Below are 20,699 nucleotides of genomic sequence, written 5' to 3'. Positions count from 1 at the left end.
GGCACCAGAGGTGTTCATGCCAGCCTTCACCGCTTGGCCGGCTGCGCTCGCCCGACCAGCTCCGCCGGCCAAGCTAACCGTGGTGGAGCGGCCTACTGCGCACTAACTTTAACCTTGGACCACCCTGTGGGGGCCGATCATGGCGTCCGGCGGCCCAGGGATCCACGTCCGCCCTTGAATGATGCGCCCCTAATTGATAGCTTGCTATCGATGCGATAGGTCGTCTGATGTGGTCCATCGCAACCGCCCGGGGGCGCGAGATGACGGCCGAAACCCTCCGCCAGCTCCGTCTGGCCTACACCCAAACGCTGCTACTGTCCGGGCGCCAGTGGCGGCGGCTGGCCAATGCGGCGACCGAGGCGCATGGCATCTCGGAAGCCAAGGCCATGCCGCTGGTTCTGATCGCCCGCATGGGCGGCGCGCCGCGTCAGACCACCCTGGCGGACGCGATCGGCATCGAGGGCCCGTCGCTGGTGCGGCTCCTGGACCCACTGGAAAAGGCGGGCCTCGTCGCCCGCCGGGAGGACCCGACTGACCGGCGCGCGAAGGTGCTGACCCTGACGCCGGCGGGGCAGGCGGTCGTGGCGCGGATCGAGGCCGATCTGGAGCGCCTGCGGGATGCGGCCTTCGCCAAGGTGAGCGCCGCCGACTTGGAGGCGGCCTTACGGGTGTTCCAGGCCCTGCAGGACCATATCGGCGGCGCGGTCGCGCTCGACGAGGCGGAGGCCGCGGAATGACCCTTCCGGGCTGGCGCGACTGGGCCTTCGCGCTCAAGACCTTCGGAGCCGGCATGCTGGCCCTGTTCCTGGCGTTCTGGATCGACCTGCCGAACCCCTACTGGGCGCTCGGCACCGTCTACATCACCAGCCAGGTGCTGGCCGGCGCCACCCGCTCCAAGGCGCTCTACCGGGTGCTCGGCACCCTGCTCGGCGCCGTGGTCACGGTCGCCCTCGTGCCGAACCTCGTGAACGCGCCGGAACTCCTGACGCTCGCCATCGCGGCCTGGGTCGCGACGTGCCTGTACGTCTCCCTGCTCGACCGCACCCCGCGCAGTTACCTGATGATGCTCGGCGGCTACACGGCGGCGCTGATCGGTTTCCCGGCCGTGGGCGAGCCCGGGACGATGTTCGATATCGCCGTGGCCCGGGCCGAGGAGATCACCCTCGGCATCCTCTGCGCCAGCCTCGTCAACACGGTCGTGCTGCCGCAATCGGTGGCGCCGGTGATCTCCGGCCGGCTCGACCTCTGGCTGCGCGACGCGCGGGGGTGGGCCATCGACGTCCTCGCCCGCACCCGCGCGTCGCGGGACACGCAGGCCACCCGGCTGAAGCTCGCCTCGGATGCGGTCGCGTTCGATGCCCTGGCGACGCCGCTGCGCTATGACATGACCGGTGCGGAGCGCTCGGCGGAGGCCATGGCGACCCTGCGCCAGCACATGCTGATGTTCCTGCCCATCGCCTCCGCGGTCTCGGACCGCATCGAGACGCTGGAGCGGGCGAACGCGCTGCCGCAGCGCCTGCGCACCCTCCTCGACGCCACGGCGGCCTGGCTGGCGGCCGGAACCACCGAGCAGGCCGCGGCCGACCGCCTGAAGGCCGAGGCGGACGCCCTCGAACCGGGGCTCGGCGCGCGGCCGTCCTGGGACGCCCTCGTGCTGGCGAGCCTCCTGGTGCGGCTGCGCGACTTCATCGACCTGCGCCAGGACGCCCGCATCCTGCAGCGGCACATCGCGGACGGCACGCCGGTCACCGAGGACCTGACCTTCCGGTACACCGCGGCGGCGCGCACGATCCGCCACCGCGACCACGGCATGGCGCTGCTGTCGGCTCTGGGCGTGTTCCTGACTGTCCTAGTCACCTGCGCGATCTGGATCGCGACCGGCTGGCCGCACGGCTCGGCCGCCCCGATGATGGCGGCGGTCGGCTGCAGCCTCTTCGCCGCCCAGGACGACCCCGCGCCGTTCATCGTGAGCTTCGCCAACTCGGCCATCCTCGGCGCCCTCGGGTCGGGCGCCTACCTGTTCGCCGTCCTGCCGCTGGCCACCTCCTTCGAGATGCTCGCGCTCGCGCTGTCCCCGGGCCTGCTGATCTGCGGGGTGTTCATGGCCCAGCCCAAGACCGCACCCCTGGCGATGGGCGCGGCACTCAACGGCTCGGCCATGATCGCCCTCCAGGGCAGCTACACGGGCGACTTCGTGGCCTTCGCCAATTCGTCCGTCGCGGTCATCGTCGGGATGTGGGTCGCCGCCATCGTCACCCGTCTCGTCCGCTCGGTCGGCGCCGGCTGGTCGGCGCGGCGGTTGCGGGCCATCAACCGCCGCAGCCTCGCCCGCGCCGCCGAGCGCCAGGGCGCGCAGAACGGCCTCGAACTCGCGGCCCTGATGCTTGACCGGGTCGGCCTGATCGCGCCGCGGCTGGCCGCCCTACCGTCCGACGACGCGGAATGGACCGCCGACCTCCTGGCCGAGGTCCGGGTCGGCATCAACGTCGTGGAGCTGCGGCGCGACCGACGACAGCTCTCGGAGCCGGCCCGGGCGGCCGTCGAGACGCTCCTGGCCGCGCTGGCGCGCCACTTCGGAACCGAGCCGGGAAATCCCGCCCCAGACCTGCTCGACACAATCGACGCGGCCCTCGATGCGGTCTCCCGCGATGCCCGGCAGGCGCCCAGCCGGGCCGCCTTGATGGGGCTCGTGGGCATCCGGCGCGGCCTGTTCCCGGACGCGCCGGCCTACCGTTCGGCGCTGACCACCACCACGCATCCGGAGCTCGCGGCATGACGGGTGAACTCGATCTCTACGGGGTCTTCGTGCCGAGCCTCGCGGCCTGGATGCTGATCGCCTTCGTGGTCAGCCTGCCCCTGCGCCGGGTGCTGGCCTGGGCCGGGTTCTACCGCATGGTCTGGCACCGGCCCCTGTTCGACCTCGCCCTCTACGTCGTGCTCCTCGGCCTGGTCGTCTCGGTCGCGGTGCCGCTCACCTCCTGATCGGCGGGCACGTCCGGCCGCCCCGCCTCGCCCCCGCACAGATCTTCCGGATCCACCCCATGCCTCGGTTGCTCGCCCTCCTGGTCCGCCTCCTCGTCACCCTCGGGATGGTCGCCGCCGCGATCGTCGTCGGGTTGGCGCTGTGGGACTACTACATGGAGGCGCCCTGGACCCGGGACGGGCGTGTCCGGGCCGACGTGGTGCAGGTGGCCCCCGACGTGTCCGGCCTCGTCACCGAGGTGCTCGTCGCCGACAACCAAGTGGTGAAGCGGGGCGACGTGCTGTTCCGCATCGACCCGGAGCGCTTCGATCTGGCCCTGCGCCAGGCCGAGGCGATGGTCGAGGGCAAGCAGGCGACCGCCGAGCGGGCCGCCGCCGACTACGTCCGCTACCAGAAGCTCAGCGACGCCGCCGCGTCCCAGCAGCGGGTCGAGGCGGCCCGGGCGTCCGACCTGGAAGCCAAGGCGGCCTACGGACAGGCTTTGGCCGACCGCGACCTCGCCAAGCTCAACCTCGAACGCTCCGCGGTGAAGGCCTCGGTCAACGGGCGCATCACCAACATGGAGTTGCGTCCCGGCACCTACGTCACCACCGGGCGCGGGGTGATGGCGCTGATCGACAGCGACACGCTGCGCGTCGAGGGCTACTTCGAGGAGACCAAGCTCCCGCGCATCCACGTGGGCGACCGGGCCAGCGTCCGCCTGATGGGTGAGAATTCCACGCTGAACGGCCGCGTGGAGAGCTTCGCGGGCGGCATCGAGGACCGCGAGCGCACGGCCGGCTCGAATCTGCTGGCCAGCGTCAACCCGACCTTCGCCTGGGTCCGGCTGGCCCAGCGCATCCCGGTGCGGATCAAGCTGGACGACGTTTCCGACGAGACCCGCCTGGTCTCGGGGCGCACCGCGACGGTTGCGGTGGAAGCCGCGGGCGAGAGACCGCATTTCAGCCTGTTCGAGTCCTGGCGCGGGGCGCCGGAGCCCGCAGCCCCGGTGACGAAAAGCCGTTGAGTCCCTGCCGGCTACCCCATCTTTCAGAGGGGCAGACGTATCTGGAGACGGACCATGGCGACACCCGCTTCGAGCCAGACCCCGGTCGGGCCGGACCGCGTCCTGGCCGAGGCGCCCTACCGGATCGGCGCGGTGAGCCTCGTCGTGCGCGACCTCGCTGCGCTCACGCGGTTCTACCGGGACATCCTCGGGCTCCGCATCCTCTTGGAAGCCGATGGCGCTGCGCACCTCGGAACGGGCGATACGCCCCTTCTCGTCCTGCGGCACGACCCGGATGCGCGGCCACGGCAGCCCCGCGAGGCCGGCCTGTTCCACACCGCGTTCCTGCTGCCCGGCCGGGGCGACCTCGGTGCCTGGCTCCCGCACGCCGAGAAGCGCGGTATCGCGCTCACGGGTGGTGCCGACCATCTCGTCAGCGAGGCCGTCTACCTCGACGATCCCGAAGGCAACGGCATCGAGATCTACGTCGACCGGCCCGCCTCCGCATGGCCGCGGGCTCCGGACGGCTCGGTCGAGATGCGCAACGAACGGCTCGATCATGCCGGGCTCGTCGGTGCCGCCGCACGTCCCTGGTCGGAGATGCCGGCGGCTGGGTGCGTCGGGCATGTCCATCTCCAGGTGGGCGATCTGGATGTCGCGGAGCGCTTCTACGCGCACCTGCTCGGCTTCGACGTGATGTGCCGCTATCCCGGCGCCCTGTTCCTGGGGGCGGGCGGCTATCACCACCAGCTGGCCGGCAATGTCTGGAACAGCCGTGGCGCCCCGATGCGCTCGGACGGGACGACGGGCCTCGCGGAGGTCGCGCTGCTTACGGACGAGCAGACGCTCGCATCGGCGCGGGTTCGATGCAGCGAGGCGGGCGTAGCTACCAGCGCGGACGGGGACGCCCTCGTGGTCCGCGATCCGTGGGGAACCCACCTTCGTCTGAAGCCGCAGCCGGGGCGTTGATCCGCTCAGGCCCGCGGGATGGACACCCCGCTCCGTTCGATCTGGCCCAGGACCCGATGCAGATCGAACGGCTTGGGCAGGAAGGTCGCACGGGCCGGAAGGGCCTCGCGGCTGACCGGCGCTTCCCCGGAGACCACGAAGAGGAGCGTTGGCGGGAATCGTTCGCGCACGTAATGCGCGAGCTTCAACCCGTCCATGTCGCCGGGCATCTGCACGTCGGTCAGCACGACGCGGATCTCCCCGTGCCGCGCGAGCAGCGCGATCGCCTCCTCGGCGTTGCCCGCCTCGAACACGCGCCAGCCCCGCTCCGCGAAGAAGTCGACGATGTCGAAGCGCAGGAGCGCCTCGTCCTCGACCACGAGCACCGTCTTGTCACCGATCGGCGTCCTCTGCCCCACCGCTACCCGTTCCCCCCTTCGAGAATCGCATCGCCCAGGCGGGCGTCCAGCGTGAACGTCAGCCCGTCCGGCCGGTACTCGGTCTCCGCCGTCCCTCCGAAATACGAGCGCAGGGAGCGCTCGATCAACGTCGAGCCGAACCCACGCCGGGTGGGCTTCGCGACCGGCGGGCCCCCCTGCTCGCGCCAGGTGAGGCGGAAGCGCGCCTCCGGTCCCGTTCCGTCCACCTGCCAGGCCAAGTGAACGCGTCCGGCCTCGGTCGAGAGGGCACCGTACTTGGCCGCGTTGGTGGCGAGCTCGTGCAGGGCGAGGGCCAGGGCGATGGCCACCTGCGGCTGCAGGGTGACGGCGGGCCCGTCGAGGACGATGCGGGTGCCAAGTTCACCGTGCGGCGCCAGGGCATGCTCGGCGAGGGCGCACAGGTCGGCCGAGCGCCACGACGCCCCGGTCAGCACGTCGGTGGCAGCCCCCAGCGCGACCAGGCGCGCGGACAGGTTCTCGCTGGCGGAGGGCAGGTCCGTGGCGTTGCGCAGGGTCTGCAGGGCGATGGACTGGACCACCGCCAGCACGTTCTTCAACCTGTGGGCCAGTTCGCCGTTCATCATCCGCATGTCTTCCTCGGCTCGCTTGCCGGCGCGGAAGTCGCGGGTGACGGTGCCGTAGCCGAGGGTGTTCCCGTCCGGATCGGTGACGGGGAACATCGCGTAGAGCACGGGGATCGGCTCGCCCGTGACGAAATGGCGGATACGCAGCTCGCCGGCCCAGTGGCCGTCCCGCCCGACCGCCGGCAGGACCTCGTTCGCCACGATCGCCGCCTCCTCGGGCGGGAAGAAATCCGCGATGACGAGTTCGGTGATGTCGGCTGCGCCGAGCCCGACCAGTTCGCGGGCCGCGTCGTTCATGTAGAACATGCGCCCATCGACATGCGCCATGCCGATGAAGTCGGTGCTGTTCTCGGCCAGCCGCACGAAACGGTCGCGCTCCTCCTCGCTCTCGCGCAACGCCGTGATGTCGCGCGACACCGACAGGATGCGCTGCGACGTGCCATCCAGGCCCCGGATTGGACTGACCGCGACGTGCCACCACTTGGGCGTGCCCCGCATGGTGCTGGCGCGTCCCACGAAGCTGGCCGAGCGTCCCTCGCGCGCGCCCTGTACCGCCGCGAGCGCGTCGATGTGGCCGCTGCCGGTCCAGAAGTCCGGCCACGGGCAACCGACGATGGCGTTGAAGTCGCTGACCTCCATCACACGCTGACCGCCCTCGCTCATGAAGGTCAGCTTGCCGTCGAGGTCGAGCACCTTGATGCAGTCGGTCGAGCTGGCCAGGACGCTCGTGAGAAAGGCTTCCCGTTCCGCCGCATCCGCCGCCGCGCGGAGCAAGCCGTCCCGTGCGGCATCCGAGGCGCGCAGCGCCTGCCGCAGGACGACCACGAGCCCGACAAGGCCGGACGTCGTCGCGGCGTAGAGCGCGGATGCGGCCCACCGGATCGACGTGAGGTTGCCGGACGCGGGAGGGTCGAGGAGCACGTAGCCGGCACAGAGGATCGAGAGCAGCGTGGCCCACAGCCCGGCGCCGCCCCCCAGCAGCAGGGTCACCACCACGACGGCGGGCGTGAACAGGAACCACGGGGCGAATTCGGCGAACAACGCGGAGTGCAGCAGGGCGACGGCAAAGACCGCCAGCGCCGCGATGCCGTATCTCAGCAGAAGGGGCGGCGGGCTTGCGACGACGCCAGCGCGGAGTCGAGAGAGGGCGAAGGCCGAAATGGTCGTGGTCTCACTGGCACATGACGGTCAACGTCAGGTCCGTCCCGTTGCCGGGACGATTGTGTCTGGGCCAAGGCTGACCGGGATCGCGCGTCATCGGTCCGCGGTCGGGCTGCAGCCGAACTGGGATCGGTAGCTGCGCGAGAAATGGGCCGCGCTGGCGAAGCCGCAGGACGCCGCGATCTCGCCGATCCGGAGCGGGCTCTGCCGCAGCAGGCGCCGGCCATGGGCGAGGCGGATGGCCCGGTACTGGGCCGTGAAGCTAAAGCCCCGCTTCTCGATGAACAGCCGGTCGAGGTGGCGCTCGCTGATCGACACGAGCCGGGCCATGGCGCGGCGCCCGAGCGGCGCTTCGACCGTCTTCTCCATCGTCTCGATGACGGCGAGCAGGGCCGGGTGATGGACCCGGTACCGCTCCGCCGCGGAGGCGCGCTGGGGGTCGTCGGCCGCGCCCACGGCCGTGTGCAGGAACCAGTCCGACACCCGGCGCGCGAACGCCGCCCCCATGCGTTCGGCAATCAGCCCGTAGGCCATGTCGAGGGGCGCGACCCCGCCGCCGCAGGTCGGCCGGTCGGCATCCGCGACGTAGCGCGCGCGGGTCAGGCGCGCATCCGGAAACGCCTCGACCGTGGCTCCGGCATATTCCCAGTGGATCGTGAACGCGCGATTGCCCAGCAGCCCGGCCGCGGCCATCAGGTAGGGGCCGCCCGAGATCCCGCCGATGCGCACGCCGAACCGGGCCATCCGCCGCAGGGTCGCGTGGATCGCCGGCCTGTCCCAGCCAGCCGGTTCACCGCCCGCGCAGACGAACAGGGTGTGAAGACGGAAGCGCGCGCGGGGCAGCGGCTCGGCGGGAATTGCGGCTCCGGAGGAGGACACGACCGGGCCTCCGCCCTCCCCGAAATAGCGCAGCCGGTATAGGGCCCGCCCGGCGAGGTCGTTGGCGGCCCGGAACGGCTCGCAGGCCGAGGCGAACGACAGCAGCGCGAAGCCGGGGACGAGGAGGAACCCGATCTCCTGCGGTCGCCCCCCGGAGGCCGGATCACCCTCCTCCGATATCAGCGGTCCAGTCTGGCTCATGCGTGCAAGAAATCGTCTCCTGTGGTCAAGCGCAACCAGCCAGGACCGGCATCCTGGGCCGCATCCACCGTTCTCCCGAGATCGCGCCCGCATGCCCGGCTCCGCAGCACCACCCCCCGTCGCCGACCCGCACGACGGCACCCGCATGCCTGGGGAGGTCCGATGACCCGGCGGGTGGATGTCGCGGTGCTGGGATTGGGCGCGATGGGCAGCGCCGCCCTCTACCAGCTGGCCAAGCGCGGGGCCTCGGTCATCGGGATCGACCGCTACGCGCCGCCGCACGCCCTCGGGTCGAGCCACGGCGAGACGCGGATCACCCGCCAGGCCGTCGGCGAAGGGCGCGACTACGTCCCGTTCGTCACCGCCTCGCACCGCATCTGGCGCGAGCTTGAGGCCGCGACCGGCGAGACCCTGCTGAACGCCTGCGGCGCCCTCGTCATGGCGCCCGGCCACGGGGTCTCGTCCCACCACGGCAAGCCGGATTTCGTCGGCCGCTCGATCAGCGCGGCCGAGGGCGCGGGCATTGCCCACGAGGTGCTCGACGGCGCCGAGGTCGCCCGCCGCTTCCCGCAATTCCTGAACCTCGCGGGCGACGAGAAGGCCTATTACGAGCCGGGCGGCGGCTACGTGATCCCGGAGCGCTGCCTCGCGGCGCAGCTCGCCTGCGCGGCCGCGTCGGGCGCCGAGATCCGGACCGGCTGCGCAGTGCGGGCCTTGCGGCAGGACGGGGACGGGATCCGCGTGGAGACCGCCGACGGCGAGATCCGCGCCGACCGTGCGGTGGTCGCCGCCGGCGCCTGGACAACTCCGCTGCTCGGCCAGCCCTTCGACCGGCTGCTCACGATCCGCCGCCAGTTGCTGCACTGGTACGCCCTGGCGGACACGACCGCCTACGGCCCGCAGGCGCCGGTCTTCATCTGGATGTACGGGACGGGCGACACGGACTACCTTTACGGCTTCCCGCCGATGCCGGGGGAGCGCGCCCTCAAGGTCGCCACGGAGCAGTACGACACCAGCACCACCGCCGACGCCGTGGAGCGCCGGGTCGACCCGCTGGAATCGGCCGAGATGTACCGGATGCGGGTCGCGAACCGGCTGGCCGGCGCCACCCCGGAGGTCGTCCGGGCCGCGGCCTGCGTCTACACGGTGACCCCCGACCGCGGCTTCATCATCGATCGGCACCCCGCGATGGACCGGGTGCTCGTGGTCTCGGCCTGCTCGGGGCACGGCTTCAAGCATTCGGCCGGCATCGGCGAGGCGATCGCCGCAGATTTCGCCGGCGAGCCGCAGCCCATCGACCTCGCCCCGTTCGCCCTCGCACGCTTCGGTTGATCCGCCGGGCGTTGGCGCTGCACCTGTCCGAGAAAGGGCTAACCGTTACATCCTACGCCGGCTGGCGCAGCGCCGGCATCGCGCCGAAGCGGATGATCTCGTGGTGCATCCGGTCCAGGGGCAGGACCTTCATGGCCGCGCCGCGCTCGATCGCCTCCTTGGGCATGCCGAACACCACGCAGCTTTCCTCGTCCTGCGCCACCGTGAGCGCCCCGGCCCGGCGCATCTCCAAGAGGCCGTTGGCGCCGTCATCGCCCATGCCGGTCATCAGGATGCCGAGCGCGTTCGCGCCGGCACAGCGCGCGGCCGCGCGGAACAGCACATCCACGGAGGGCCGGTGGCGCGAGACCAGGGGGCCGTCCTTCACCGAGACGGTGTAGCGGTTGCCGGTCCGCTGCAGCAGGAGGTGGCGCCCCCCGGGGCGATCAGGGCCCGGCCGGGCAGCACGGCGTCCCCGTCCTCCGCCTCCTTCACCGCGATGGCGCAGGGGCCGTCGAGCCGCCGGGCGAAGGACGCGGTGAAATGCTCGGGCATGTGCTGGACGATCACCACCCCCGGGCAATCCGGCGGCAGCAGCTCCAGCACGTCGCGCAGCGATTCCGTGCCCCCCGTCGAGGCGCCGATGCAGACGATCCGGTCCGTCTCGGCCACGGCCCGGTTGGGGCTGGGGGCTGGCAGCACGGCGTCGGCCGTCAGCTTCTTCTCGATGCGGCGGGGCTCCGGCCGGCTCGGACGCGGCTTCGCCCGGGCGGCGGCCCGAACCGCGTCGGAGGCTCGCACCGAGGAACCGGTATCCACCGCGTCGGAGGGCGCTCTCAGATCGACTTCGGATCACACGTCGAGCGTGGTCTCCCGCTCCCAGGCGGTGAAATGGGCGCAGTAGCTGTTCCACTCGCCCTGTTTCAGCTTGAGGTAGGCGGACGAGAAGGCGCTCCCCAGATTCGTCCGCAACGCCTCATCGGCCTCGAAGGCGCGCAGGGCGTCCAGCAGGTTGAGCGGCAGGCGCGGGGCGTCGGCGACCATGTGGCCGTCCCGGTACATGTCGATGTCGCTGTGCGGCCCGGGATCGGCGGCGTTCGCCAGCCCGTCGAGGCCCGCCGCCAGGATCGCCGCCTGGAGCAGGTAGGGGTTGGCCGCCCCGTCGGGCAGGCGCAGCTCGAACCGGCCCGGGCCGGGCACCCGGACCATGTGGGTGCGGTTGTTGCCGGTCCAGGTCACGGCGTTCGGCGCCCAGGTCGCCCCCGAGATCGTGCGCGGCGCGTTGATGCGCTTATAGGAATTGACCGTCGGGTTGGTGATCGCGGCCAGCGCGGGCGCGTGCCGCATGATCCCGCCCAGGAAATGCCGGCCCCGGGCCGACAGGCCGAACGGCATCTCGGGATCCGCGAAGGCGTTCTCGGTGCCGGCATTGTTCCACACCGAGACGTGGCAGTGGCAGCCGTTGCCGGTGAGCCCCGGGAACGGCTTCGGCATGAAGGTCGCCCGCAGGCCGTGCCGCTCGGCGACCGACCGGACCATGAACTTGAAGAAGGCGTGCTTGTCGGCGGTGGCCAGCGTGTCGTCGTACTCCCAGTTCATCTCGAACTGGCCGTTCGCGTCCTCATGGTCGTTCTGGTAGGGCTTCCAGCCCAAAGCCAGCATGTGGTCGCAGATCTCGGCGATTACGTCGTAGCGGCGCATCAGCGCCTGCTGGTCGTAGCAGGACTTCTCCGCCCGGTCGTGGTGATCGGAGATCGCCGCCCCGTCCGGGCTCAGCAGGAAGAACTCCGCCTCGACGCCGGTCTTGACCCGCAAGCCCTCGGCGGCGGCCCGCGCCACGAGCTGCTTCAGCACCACCCGGGGTGCCTGATCGACGGGGGCGTCCGCCATGGTGCAGTCGGCCGCCACCCAGGCGACGTCCGGCTTCCAGGGCAGGCGGATCACCGAGGCGGCGTCCGGCATCGCGAACAGGTCGGGATGGGCCGGGGTGAGGTCGAGCCAGGTGGCGAAGCCGGCAAAGCCGGCGCCGTCGCGCTGCATGGCGCCGATCGCCTGCGCGGGCACCAGCTTGGCGCGCTGGCAGCCGAACAGGTCCGTGTAGGAGATCATGAAGTACCGCACGCCGTGCTCGGCGGCGTAGGCGGAAAGGTCGGTCGTCACGGCAGCCCCCTGAGCGCGGATCGGTTGGGGACCGGCCGCGCCCGAACCGGCGCGACCGGCGGGGTTGAAGGGCCTAGAAGCCCGCTTTGCCCGGGTACCAGTCGGTCCCGGCCAGCGGCACGCGAGCCATGGCGGCGGCCTCCAGGGTCAGCGCCACGAGGTCCTCGGGCTCCAGATTGTGCAGGTGGTTGTGGCCGCAGGCGCGCGCGATCGTCTGCGCCTCCAGGGTCATCACCTTCAGGTAGTTGGCGAGCTTCCGGCCGGCGCGCACCGGGTCGAGGCGGGCCGCCAGTTCGGGATCCTGCGTGGTGATGCCCGCGGGGTCGCGGCCCTCGTGCCAGTCGTCGTAGGCGCCCGCGGTGGAGCCGAGCTTGCGGTACTCCTCCTCGTAGGCCGGGTCGTTGTCGCCGATGGCGACGAGCGCCGCGGTACCGATCGAGACCGCGTCGGCCCCCAGCGCGATCGCCTTGGCGACGTCGGCGCCCGAGCGGATGCCGCCGGAGATCACGAGCTGCACGCTCCGGTGCAGGCCGAGATCCTGCAGTGCCTGCACGGCGGGCCGGATGCAGGCCAGCGTCGGCTGGCCGACATGCTCGATGAACACGTCCTGGGTCGCCGCCGTGCCGCCCTGCATGCCGTCGAGCACGACGACGTCGGCGCCGGCCTTCGCGGCGAGCGCGGTATCGTAATAGGGCCGCGCGCCGCCGACCTTCACGTAGATCGGCTTTTCCCAGTCGGTGATCTCGCGCAACTCGCCGATCTTGATCTCGAGGTCGTCCGGTCCGGTCCAGTCCGGGTGGCGGCAGGCGGAGCGCTGGTCGATGCCCTGGGGCAGATCGCGCATGGCGGCGACGCGGTCGGAGATCTTCTGGCCGAGCAGCATGCCGCCGCCGCCGGGCTTGGCGCCCTGGCCGACCACCACCTCGATGGCATCGGCGCGCCGGAGGTCGCGCGGGTTCATGCCGTAGCGGGAGGGCAGGTACTGGTAGACGAGGATCTCGGAATGGCCGCGCTCCTCATCGGTCATGCCGCCGTCGCCGGTGGTGGTGGAGGTGCCGGCTAGGCTCGCGCCGCGGCCCAGCGCCTCCTTGGCGTTGGCGGAGAGGGATCCGAAGCTCATGCCGGCGATGGTGATCGGGATCTTCAACGCGATCGGCTTCTTCGCAAAGCGTGTGCCGAGGGTGACGCCGGTCCCGCAGGTTTCCCGGTAGCCCTCAAGGGGATAGCGCGACATCGAGGCGCCGAGGAACAGCAGGTCGTCGAGATGCGGGAGCTTGCGCTTCGTGCCGCCGCCGCGGATGTCGTAGATGCCGGTGGCCGCGGCCCGGCGGATCTCCGCCAGGGTGTGGTCGTCGAAGGTCGCCGACTTGCGCGGCGGCATCGGCGGGTTCTGGTAGGTCATGCCCGGTCTCCCGCTCAGTAGGCGTCGGCGTTGTCGATGTTGAAGCTGTAGAGCGTGCGGGCCGAGCCGTAGCGCCGGAACGCTTCGGGCCGCACGTCCGTGACCCCGGCCCGGTCGAGCAGGGCCGCGAGGTGCTCCACGTGCTCGGGGCGCATCGGCTTCTCGATGCAGTCGGCGCCGAGGCTCTTCACGCTGCCGCGGACGAACAGCTTCGCTTCGTAGAGCGAGTCCCCCAGAGCCTCGCCGGCATCGCCCAGCACCACCAGGGAGCCGGACTGGCCCATGAAGGCCGACATGTGCCCGATCGAGCCGTGCACGACGATGTCGATCCCCTTCATGGAGATGCCGCAGCGCGAGGCCGCGTTGCCCTTGATGACGAGGAGGCCGCCGCGCCCGGTGGCGCCAGCATATTGCGAGGCGTCGCCCTCGATCACGACGGTGCCGGACATCATGTTCTCGGCGACGCCGGGGCCCGCCGAGCCCTGCACCGTGACGGTGCCGCCGTCGTTCATGCCGGCGCAGTAATAGCCGACCGAGCCGCGCACCGTGACGCTGACGGGCCCGTCGATCCCGACCGCCACCGCGTGCTGGCCCCGGGGGTTCAGCACCTCGAAGGCGGTGTCGTTGGCGCCCGGGGCGACGCCGTGGAGGGCCTGGTTCAGGGCGCGCAGGGGCGTCGCCGCCAGATCGAAGACGGGCATGGGCGAGATCCGTGGACGAGATCTGTGATGGGCGGGAAGCGGGGCGGCTCAGGCGGCCTGCCGCTGGTCCCAGAAGTAGACGGTCGCCGGCTCGGGCTCCCAAACGCGCGCGGATTCGATCCCCGGCAGGCCCACGAGCGCCCGGTATTCCGAGCCGAAGGCGACGTAGCGCTCGGTCTCGGCCATGATCGCCGGCTTGCAGGCGATCGGATCGCGCAGCACCCCGAAGCCGGAGCGTGTGCCGACCACGAAGGTGAAGAACCCGTCGAGATCCTCGAGCGCCCCAGCGAGCGCCGCGCCGAGGTCCCGGCCCTGCGCCATCACGGTGGTGAGATAGGCGGCAGCGACCTCGGAATCGTTCTGGGTCTCGAACACCATGCCGTCGCGGGCGAGGCTCCGGCGCAGGTTGTTGTGGTTCGACAGCGAGCCGTTATGGACGAGGCACTGGTCGGCGCCCGTGGAGAACGGGTGCGCGCCCATCGTGGTCACGGCCGATTCCGTTGCCATCCGGGTGTGGCCGATGCCGTGGGTGCCCGCCATTCCGGCGATGCCGAAGCGTGCGACCACGTCTTTCGGCAGGCCGACCTCCTTGTAGATCTCGACGCTCTCGCCCGCGCCCATCACGCGCAGATCGGGCGAAAGGCCCTTCAGCGCGCTCCGCGTCGCCGCGAGGCGGTCGGTCGCCACGGTGATCACCGCATGCGAGCTCTTCACCGCCACCCGCGCCGAGCCGCCGGACACCTCCGCGAGGCGCTGCTCCAGGGCGGGGAAATCCACCAGGGCCTGAGCCGATTGCACGGTGATCTTCGACTGGCCGGGCGTCGGCGACCCGTAGATCGCCAGGCCCGCCGAATCCGGCCCGCGATCCGTCATGGTCACGAGCATGTCGGCGAGCAGCGCACCGAGCTGCGGCTCCAGGGCCGGGTCCTTCAGGAACAATCCGACGATGCCGCACATGGCACCACCTCCGTTTCGGGTACGCCCAGAGCATAGGCGGCCCTCACCGCTGAAATCAACCAGCAAGAAATAAAATTTCTTCTCAGGAACGCGGTGCAGTCGCTCAGTCGAGACTGGCCGCCTGCGGATAGGCGATGATCGACAGGTAGCGGGCCGGCAGCACGAGCAGTTCCGACGGCCCGTGCGGGGCATCGGCGTCGAAGAACAGGCTGTCGCCCAGCCGCATGTGGAAGTGCCGGTTGCCGTGCCGGTACAGCACCTCGCCCTCCAGCATGTAGAGGAACTCCAGGCCCGCGTGCTGGAAGGTCGGGAACACGTCCGAATCGGTGGTGAGCGTGATGAGGTAGGGCTCGACCGTGACCCCGCTGGTATTCTCGTGGATGTGCCCGAGCAGGTTGTACTGGTGCCCCGCGCGTGTTCCGCGCCGCTCCAGCTCGATCCCCTCGCCGGCCTTGACGAAGACCGCGTTGCGGACCTCCTCGTAGCGCCGGAAGAAACCGGTGATCGGCATGCCGAGCGCCTGCGCGAGCGCCTGCAGCGTCGTCAGCGACGGCGAGATGTTGCCGTTCTCGATCTTCGACAGCATGCCGGGCGACAGGCCGGTGGTGGCGGCGAGGTCGGCGGAGGTAAGGCCCAGCTGCTTCCGGCGCTCCCGCACCGCGTGGCCGATCGCCCGTTCGAGGTTGTTCTCGCGCGGTTCGCGGACGGCGTGCGGATCCTGCGACAGGAGGGGTTCCCCCGCCCGCCCCGCCGCCCGGTTCGAAGAGCCTGACGGCATGGCGGGTCCTCTCCTCAGCCGATCGCGGGCTCCGGCCGCGCGGACTTCGGGGCGCCCTGCCGCGGCGTCCCGTGCCTGTCAACCTTGGGGTCGCGACGCTGGGCTTCTCCATCGATGCCGCGATCTCCAAGCTGCACCTGGAGGTCGCCGTGGTGCTGATCGTCGCCACGGCGCTCCTGACCGCGCTGGTCGATGCCCTGTCCCGGGCCCTGCGCCTCACCGATCTGCCGACACGGCTGTCCAGATCCCTGCCCGGATCCCGGGTTTCCAAAGGGCTTCAGCCCTCTGGCGGGGTTCGGGGGCGGAGCCCCTGAGGTTCGGGCCTTGCCCGACACCGGACAAAGTCCGGCACCAGGGCTCTGCCCTGGACCCGCGAAAGGGCTCGCCCTCTCGAAACCACAACGGGATGCACCGCGCGGGAGGGCGCCCTACGCCTTCGGGAGCGTCGGCGCCGGCGGGCTCACGAGGCTGTCGCGGCGCAGGCCGACGCCGCTGGTCCCCTGCGCCATCATGGCCCGCAGCAGGGCCTCCATCTGGTCGGTGGCCGCCTCGACCGCGAGCCCGTCCTGCCGGATGTTCGAGATGCAGTTGCGCCGGGAATCCGGCAAGCCCGGTTCCGGCGCGAAGGTGATGTAGCAGCCGAGGCTGTCGGAGGCGGACAGGCCCGGCCGCTCGCCGATCAGCACGACGACGCAGCGCGCCTTCAGGCGGGCGCCGATCGGATCGCCGATCGCGACCCGGCCCTGCTGCACCACCGCGACGGGGGCAAGGCTCCAGCCGGCTTGGGCCGCCCGCGCGGCGAGCGCGGCGGCGGTCGGCACCGCGTTGAGCGCGACCGCCGTGGCCGAGAGCCCGTCGGCGATCACCAGGGCGACGTCGAAGCCCTGGCCGAGCCCGTCGAGGGCCCCCTCCGAATCCGGGTGCAGCGTGCGGCCCCGGTCCGGCCGGCGCAGGTATTCCGCCCGGTCGGTGACATTGGCGCGGAGTTCGACCGATTCGAGCCCCTCGGCCCGCAGGGCCTCGCGGATCGCCTCGGCGTCGAGGGGCGTCCAGACCGCCTCGCGGGCCCGGGCATGGTCCAGCCCGAAAGCGAGAGCCGCCCCGGTCGGCAGGCCGGCGCCGTGGGCGCCCAGCGCGATGCGGGCCTGCGTCAGCGCGCGCAGGTCGCGCAGCGATGGGGGTCCGGCGCGTTTGGGCTCCGTGGGCGCGCTCATGCCGCCCGCCCCGGCAGGAGGCGCGACGCCTCGGCCAGAGCCGGTGGCAATTCGCCCGGCGCGTTGGCGAGCCGGCCCTGCACGTCCGTGATGCGGACCTCGCGCAGCCACGCTTCGAATTCCGGGGCCGGCGGGCGGCCCAGGGTCTCGCGGGCGAAGACCGCATCGTGGTGGGAGAGGGACTGGTAGTTCAGCATCACATCGTCCGCCCCCGGCACCGTGATGACGAAGTTGACGCCCGCCGCGCAGAGCAGGGTCAGCAGGGCGTCCATGTCCTCGCCGTCGGCATCGGCGTGGTTGGTGTAGCAGACGTCCACCCCCATCGGCAGGCCGAGCAGCTTGCCGCAGAAATGGTCCTCCAGCCCGGCCCGGATGATCTGCTTGCCGTTGTAGAGATACTCCGGCCCGATGAAGCCCACGACCGTGTTGACGAGGAGCGGATCGAATTCCCGTGCCACCGCGTAGGCGCGGGCCTCCATGGTCTGCTGGTCGACGCCCCAATGGGCATCGGCCGAGAGGGCCGAGCCCTGGCCGGTCTCGAAATACATGACCTGCCCGCCCTCCGGGCAGCGGCCGAGCGCGCGGGCCGCCTCGGAGGCCTCGCGCAGCACGGCGAGATCGACGCCGAAGCCGGCATTGGCCTTCTGCGAGCCCGCCACCGACTGGAACACGAGATCCACCGGCGCGCCCTTCGCCATCGCGTCGATCGCCACCGTGACGTGGCCGAGACAGCAATGCTGGGTCGGCACGTTCAGGCGCAGGCGCAGGGTCTCCAGAAGCTCGACGATGCGGATGTAGTCCGGCAGCGAATCGGTGGCCGGGTTCACCCCGATCACCGCGTCGCCCGAGCCCATCAGCAGGCCGTCCAGGGCCGAGACCAGGATGCCGGCCGAGGAATCGGTCGGGTGGTTCGGCTGGTTGCGGGTCGCGAGGCGGCCGGGCAGACCGATCGTCGAGCGGAAGCGCGTCACCACCGGCCGCTTGGCGGCGATCGCCACGAGATCCTGCAGCCGGCAAACTTTTGAGACGGCCGCCACCATTTCGGGCGTCAAACCGGGGGCGAGGGCCACCAGCGCCGCCGCATCGGCCGCCGGGGAGAGGAGCCATTCCCGAAAAGCGCCCACCGTCAGCGACGCCACCGGCGCGAAGGCTTGTCCGTCGTGCCGGCGGGCGATGAGGTCCGAGACCTCGTCCTTCTCCGAGGGGATCAGCTCCTCGGCCAGGAAGGCCTTCAGCGGCAGGTCGGCCAGGGCGATCTGCGCCGCCAGCCGTTCCACCGGACCCTCGGCGCAGAGCCCGGCGAGCTGGTCGCCGGACCGCTCTGGCGTCGCCTTGGCCAGCAGGCTGCGCAGGTCGGGAAAGGTGAAGCGCGTGCCTTCGATCGTCGTCGCGTATGCCATGGCCGGCGCTCCGGGCGAGCTGTTCGGTGTGAGGTATACCGGTCCGGCCCGATTGCGAGGGCCGTCGCGCGTCATCAGCCTGGTCAAAGTCCCCATACTGACCCTGCCCCAGCGAACGGGTGCACGCTGAGACCCGCAAGGTGGCACGGCGGATGCGGCCGAAGGAACGCGCTGCCGCAGCGCAAGCGTGGTCGGCGTGATCGCCAAGGGCGGCCGGTCTTCGGTGGATCGAACGCGATCCGGGCCACTGATCTCCACCCAAGCGCCTGTTCGGCGGGCGCATACTTGACCAGTGGGCCGACCTGAACGGAGTCGAGATCGACTTGTCGCGACCGGGAAAGCCGACTGATAGCGCCCACAGCAGGTCGTTCGAAGGACGTCCGCGAGCGGATGCCTGAAGACTTTGTGGTTCCTGTCGTCATCCGGCACCCGTGAGCGTATCGCAGATGGCTGTGTCACGACACCGAAGACCCGCCTCATACGGGGCCGGGCGGCCTCATGCCCTGAGCTTTCGCCAAACAAGCGGTCACCGCGCGAGAACTGGCAGCGGCCGTGGATCACATACGGAGTCAACTCCAAGATGCCCATGAACTGACCCTCGGCGTGGAACAGTTTGGTGGGTCAGGGTCACATCGTGCAGGCCGCGACCCGCTCTTGTTTATAAATCGTTAATCATTTGATTGCCAAACTCAGAATGTGCATATCGTTGACAGATCATTACGCTCACGACCGCTGATAGAACACCGATCGACCTTCGCTACGGGTCACTCGCAGGCTGATGGCGCGGTTCGGCATCCAGAACGCGGGTCTGCGTCCCGCGATCGAGGCGGTGATCTGATCGGCCCACATCGTGGTCGCGCGGAACGAAGTCTACGACGGCTGCCGGCCGGCGCTGTCGTATCGATAGAGAGTCTTTCGGGTGGCAGTGAGTCAGGTTGCGTCCTCATCGAGGCCCAGGCACATCGTCAGGTCCGCTTAAGATAAGCGGTCAACAAAGATACTCTAAAACGAACGGCGCCATTGCGCCATGGTCGCGTCACCTCATGCCAATCTGGCATGACCCGATCACCGGATCCGGAAAAGACCAATGACTGCTCAATCCGCGGTGCGCGCTGCTGATATCGTAGGCAAGCTCGGCGTCAACACTCATATCATTTATAACGATGGTCAGTATGCAGATATCGCTCAGGATTTGAGGGATGTTCAATATCTTGGAATAACAAACCTTCGCGACGCGGCGCCGAACGCGGCTACAGCGGGGCAGGACGCGGCTATAGCGGGGCAGAACAATCTTGCCGCTGCTGCGCAGGCCGGAATGAAGTTCGACTTCATCGTGCAGGGCTCGGTCAATCCCGTGGATGCTGTCAAACAGATCCATGCGTTCGTCGTTGCTCACCCCGGTTCGGTCACCGGGATCGAGGGGCCGAATGAGGTCAACAACTTCCCAGTAACGTATCATGGTCTGACCGGGACTGCGGCCGCTCAAGCTTATCAGCAGGACCTCTATACTGCCGTGAAGGCCGATCCAATCCTTAAAGACGTACCCGTACTAAGCTTCACCGATTTCCCGGCCCCGAAAACCGCCTCGGATATGAACAATATCCATCTCTATAACAAAATTGGCGGCCAGCCTCGCGGTGATATCAGTGGCGCCGACGCCTCTGTTTCGTCCATCGACCCTGGCAAGCCGATTGCAATTACAGAGCTCGGGTATCAGACCTCGATCGCGGCGGGGATAGCCAATAAATGGGAAGGAGTCGACGAAAATACTCAGGCCAAGCTGATTCTGAACAGCGTTTTGGACGCTGCACAGCTTGGGCCTTCTAAAATATATCTCTATCAGCTACTTGATGCCTATTCGGATCCACAAAATACAAACATCGAGAACCATTTTGGCCTTTTCCATCTGGACAATACGCCGAAACCTGCCGCGACGGCGTTGCATAATTTGACAACAATCCTCAGCGATCCGGGATCGAACGCATCACAATTCACTCCCGGAGGACTCGCCTATTCGCTGAGCGGGATGCCGAGTTCAGCGAATACTTTCCTCACGCAAAAATCTGACAGCTCCTACCAGATCGTGCTCTGGAATGAGCCTGATATTTGGAATGAGCAGACACATCAGCCAATATCCGCAGCATCAAGCCCAGTCACAGTCCAATTGGACCAAACCTTTTCGACCGTGCAGGTCTTTGATCCGATGGGTGGCACGAGTCCTGTGCAGATTTTGCACGATGTATCCAGCGTTTCTCTGTCCGTCGCAGACCATCCGTTGATCATTCAGGTGTCTGGCGCGACCGGATCCAGCACGAACGCGCCGGGCAACAGTGCTCCAGTGGCGACCACGGTGGGCACCGGCCCGGACAAGCTGGTGCTGAAGCTCAGCGAGGAGGCCTACAAGGGCGACGCGCAGTACACGGTCTCGTTCGACGGCCAGCAGGTCGGCGGCACCCTGACCGCGCACGCCGCCCACGTCGCCGCCTCGACGGCGCTGGACGACACGCCCACCGTGCAGGGCAATTTCGGCGCCGGGCCGCTGACGGTCAGCGGCAACTGCCCCGAAGACGCCTATGATGGCCCCGGAAACGACCG

Annotated in this window: 18 protein-coding genes and 2 pseudogenes; 9 read left to right on the top strand and 11 right to left on the bottom strand. The window is 69.8% G+C overall.

The features are described from left to right. Nucleotides 1-260: 260 nt before the first annotated feature. From MKK84_RS31220 to MKK84_RS31200, 5 genes are read left to right on the top strand one after another with little or no spacing between them, the layout of a single operon-like run. Nucleotides 261-737, top strand: a complete 477-nt coding sequence (locus MKK84_RS31220) for a MarR family winged helix-turn-helix transcriptional regulator (RefSeq protein WP_243926275.1) — start codon at nucleotides 261-263, stop codon at nucleotides 735-737. Continuing rightward, nucleotides 734-2,776, top strand: a complete 2,043-nt coding sequence (locus MKK84_RS31215) for an FUSC family protein (protein ID WP_243926273.1) — start codon at nucleotides 734-736, stop codon at nucleotides 2,774-2,776. Before MKK84_RS31220 ends, MKK84_RS31215 begins: the two co-directional genes overlap by 4 nt. Continuing rightward, on the top strand, nucleotides 2,773-2,982 hold the full coding sequence (locus tag MKK84_RS31210; protein ID WP_243926271.1) for a DUF1656 domain-containing protein: 210 nt from the start codon (nucleotides 2,773-2,775) through the stop codon (nucleotides 2,980-2,982). The genes MKK84_RS31215 and MKK84_RS31210 overlap by 4 nt, the downstream gene beginning before the upstream one ends. Before the next feature lie 59 nt (nucleotides 2,983-3,041). Beyond that, the gene (locus MKK84_RS31205; protein WP_243926269.1) at nucleotides 3,042-3,989 is read left to right on the top strand and encodes an HlyD family secretion protein; all 948 of its coding nucleotides are present in this window, start codon (nucleotides 3,042-3,044) and stop codon (nucleotides 3,987-3,989) included. Nucleotides 3,990-4,043: 54 nt separating this feature from the next. Continuing rightward, entirely contained in the window at nucleotides 4,044-4,937 is an 894-nt protein-coding gene (locus MKK84_RS31200; RefSeq protein WP_243926267.1) for a VOC family protein, read from the top strand. Between the two features lie 5 nt (nucleotides 4,938-4,942). On the opposite strand, the gene MKK84_RS31195 is transcribed toward MKK84_RS31200, so the two are convergent. From MKK84_RS31195 to MKK84_RS31185, 3 genes are all read right to left on the bottom strand, one after another. Then, complete coding sequence (locus MKK84_RS31195) at nucleotides 4,943-5,335, bottom strand: response regulator (RefSeq protein WP_243926265.1); 393 nt, start codon at nucleotides 5,333-5,335, stop codon at nucleotides 4,943-4,945. Nucleotides 5,336-5,337: 2 nt separating this feature from the next. After that, nucleotides 5,338-6,981 (bottom strand): HWE histidine kinase domain-containing protein, encoded by a 1,644-nt coding sequence (locus tag MKK84_RS31190; protein WP_243926262.1) that lies wholly within the window; start codon nucleotides 6,979-6,981, stop codon nucleotides 5,338-5,340. Nucleotides 6,982-7,194: 213 nt separating this feature from the next. Next, nucleotides 7,195-8,181, bottom strand: coding sequence for a GlxA family transcriptional regulator (locus tag MKK84_RS31185; protein ID WP_243926260.1), 987 nt, complete (start codon nucleotides 8,179-8,181; stop codon nucleotides 7,195-7,197). A gap of 162 nt (nucleotides 8,182-8,343) precedes the next feature. Here MKK84_RS31185 and solA point away from each other — a divergent pair, with 162 nt between their 5' ends. After that, nucleotides 8,344-9,513 (top strand): N-methyl-L-tryptophan oxidase, encoded by a 1,170-nt coding sequence (gene solA / locus MKK84_RS31180; RefSeq protein WP_243926258.1) that lies wholly within the window; start codon nucleotides 8,344-8,346, stop codon nucleotides 9,511-9,513. A 52-nt stretch (nucleotides 9,514-9,565) separates the two neighbouring features. Here the strand turns inward: solA and MKK84_RS31175 are convergent. From MKK84_RS31175 to MKK84_RS31150, 6 genes and pseudogenes are all read right to left on the bottom strand, one after another. Further along, nucleotides 9,566-10,323: pseudogene (locus MKK84_RS31175) on the bottom strand (chemotaxis protein CheB); the annotation flags it as partial. Nucleotides 10,324-10,344: 21 nt separating this feature from the next. Further along, complete coding sequence (gene glnT / locus MKK84_RS31170; RefSeq protein WP_243926257.1) at nucleotides 10,345-11,652, bottom strand: type III glutamate--ammonia ligase; 1,308 nt, start codon at nucleotides 11,650-11,652, stop codon at nucleotides 10,345-10,347. A gap of 73 nt (nucleotides 11,653-11,725) precedes the next feature. Further along, nucleotides 11,726-13,054, bottom strand: a complete 1,329-nt coding sequence (locus tag MKK84_RS31165) for an FMN-binding glutamate synthase family protein (RefSeq protein ID WP_243926255.1) — start codon at nucleotides 13,052-13,054, stop codon at nucleotides 11,726-11,728. Between the two features lie 14 nt (nucleotides 13,055-13,068). After that, nucleotides 13,069-13,755, bottom strand: coding sequence for a GXGXG domain-containing protein (locus MKK84_RS31160; RefSeq protein ID WP_243926253.1), 687 nt, complete (start codon nucleotides 13,753-13,755; stop codon nucleotides 13,069-13,071). Between the two features lie 48 nt (nucleotides 13,756-13,803). Next, nucleotides 13,804-14,712 carry a class II glutamine amidotransferase gene (locus MKK84_RS31155; RefSeq protein ID WP_243926251.1) on the bottom strand — a complete coding sequence of 303 codons (909 nt, stop codon included), beginning with the start codon at nucleotides 14,710-14,712 and terminating at the stop codon, nucleotides 13,804-13,806. Between the two features lie 103 nt (nucleotides 14,713-14,815). Next, nucleotides 14,816-15,490 (bottom strand): helix-turn-helix domain-containing protein, encoded by a 675-nt coding sequence (locus tag MKK84_RS31150; protein ID WP_243926249.1) that lies wholly within the window; start codon nucleotides 15,488-15,490, stop codon nucleotides 14,816-14,818. 71 nt (nucleotides 15,491-15,561) lie between these two features. On the opposite strand from MKK84_RS31150, the gene MKK84_RS31145 reads away from it, so the two are divergent. After that, entirely contained in the window at nucleotides 15,562-15,804 is a 243-nt protein-coding gene (locus MKK84_RS31145; protein ID WP_243926247.1) for a hypothetical protein, read from the top strand. Between the two features lie 114 nt (nucleotides 15,805-15,918). Here the strand turns inward: MKK84_RS31145 and eutC are convergent, their stop codons facing one another. Next, a complete protein-coding gene (gene eutC, locus MKK84_RS31140) occupies nucleotides 15,919-16,704 on the bottom strand; it encodes an ethanolamine ammonia-lyase subunit EutC (protein ID WP_243926245.1) in 786 nt (261 codons plus the stop codon). After that, entirely contained in the window at nucleotides 16,701-18,104 is a 1,404-nt protein-coding gene (locus tag MKK84_RS31135) for an ethanolamine ammonia-lyase subunit EutB (protein WP_243926243.1), read from the bottom strand. Before MKK84_RS31135 ends, eutC begins: the two co-directional genes overlap by 4 nt. Nucleotides 18,105-18,373: 269 nt before the next feature. On the opposite strand from MKK84_RS31135, the pseudogene MKK84_RS31130 reads away from it, so the two are divergent. Further along, nucleotides 18,374-18,611: pseudogene (locus MKK84_RS31130) on the top strand (integrase core domain-containing protein); the annotation flags it as partial. Between the two features lie 580 nt (nucleotides 18,612-19,191). Continuing rightward, on the top strand, nucleotides 19,192-20,699 hold a 1,508-nt coding region (locus tag MKK84_RS31125), incomplete at its 3' end, for a calcium-binding protein (protein WP_243926241.1).

The sequence above is a fragment of the Methylobacterium sp. E-065 genome, from assembly GCF_022829605.1.
Lineage (GTDB): Bacteria > Pseudomonadota > Alphaproteobacteria > Rhizobiales > Beijerinckiaceae > Methylobacterium.
Note: the sequence above shows the minus strand (reverse complement) of the source record. Positions and strands in the feature narration are given on the sequence as shown.